The organism is Haloechinothrix alba, from assembly GCF_900188115.1.
Taxonomy (GTDB): Bacteria; Actinomycetota; Actinomycetes; order Mycobacteriales; family Pseudonocardiaceae; genus Haloechinothrix; species Haloechinothrix alba.
Window position 1 is genome coordinate 1 of record NZ_FZNW01000070.1, and the last position, 1,421, is coordinate 1,421.

The following is a 1,421-nucleotide window of genomic DNA, read 5'->3' on the forward strand; positions in this document are numbered from 1 at the left end:
TAGTACTACAGTCGCGCTTATTTTGATCTTGTCGGCGTGTCTGCGCTGGTAGCGGGGTTGCTGGTTTGATCATGGGTGGATGGGCGATGATGTCTGTGTGGCTGAGGTGCAGGAGTGGGCCGACGGGCTGGCGGAGCTGGATGCTTTGATTGGCCCGCGGTTTGCGCGTGCGGAACCGCGTGCGCGGGCGATGCACTACGTGCGGGGCCTGCTCTCGGGTGAGGAGCGGAAGAACTCGTGGACGCTGTCCGAGCAGGTGGGCGATGCCACGCCGGATGGGATGCAGCGGCTGCTGTCCACGACCGACTGGGATCCCGAGGCGGTTCGGGATGATCTGTATGGCTATGTGATCGACAATCTGGGCGATCCCGCGGGTGTGCTGGTGCTGGACGAGACCGGGTTTCTCAAGAAGGGCACGCGATCGGTCGGGGTGCAGCGGCAGTATTCCGGTACCGCCGGGCGGATCGAGAACTGCCAGATCGGGGTGTTTCTGGCGTATGCCACCGATGCGGGACGCACGTTGCTCGATCGGGAGTTGTATCTGCCGCAGGGCTGGATCAACGACCGGGGCCGGTGCGCGGACGCGGGGATCCCCGATGAGGTTGGCTTTGCCACCAAGCCAGACCTGGCGATCGGCATGCTGCGGCGTGCCCATGCCGCAGGGGTCCCGGCGGGCTGGGTCACCGCCGACGAGGTCTACGGGCAACACTTCGGGCTGCGCAGCGCCGTCGAAGAACTCGGGATGTCGTACGTGCTGGCCGTGCCCTGCAACCAGCACGTCCTCGCCGCAGATCCCACGCTGACCGGCCAATACCGGGCCGACGAGCTCATCACCGCGTTGCCCGCCCAGGCCTGGCGCACCCGCTCACCCGACAACGGCGCCAAAGGCCAACGCCGCTACGCCTGGGCGCGCACGCGGGTGCGCGGCATCAACCACCCCGACTCGAGCTACTGGCTGCTGGCACGACGCAGCCTCAGCGATCCCGGCGACATCGCCTACTACCTCTGCCACGCTCCCGCGCGCACGACCCTGGCCGAGCTGGTCCGGGTGACCGGAAGCCAGTGGGCCGTCGAGGAAACCTTCCGCACCGCCAAAGGCGAAACCGGACTCGACCAGTATCAGGTACGACAGTGGAGTGGCTGGTACCGCCACATCACCCTGTCCATGCTCGCCCACGCCTTCCTGACCGTCACCCGGTCGAAAAAAGGGGGCATCCCGTCGACGACCCAATCGGCGACGGCGAGCTCATCGCCCTGACACTGCCCGAAATCCGCCGCCTGCTGATCCAACTCATCTGGACACGCGTACCCGAGCCCGACCACACCCTCACCCGCTCGAAATGGCGCCGCAGACACCAGCAACGCGCCCGACGATGCCACTACGCCGCACGACAAGCTCCGCAATAAGTGCGACTGTAGTA

The 1,421-nt window shown here is 66.2% G+C and carries 1 protein-coding gene; it reads left to right on the plus strand.

What is annotated here, in order from left to right; all coding sequences use genetic code 11:
• Nucleotides 1–79 precede the first annotated feature (79 nt).
• Complete coding sequence (locus CHB84_RS22150) at nucleotides 80–1,258, plus strand: IS701 family transposase (protein WP_089303574.1); 1,179 nt, start codon at nucleotides 80–82, stop codon at nucleotides 1,256–1,258.
• Nucleotides 1,259–1,421: the final 163 nt, after the last annotated feature.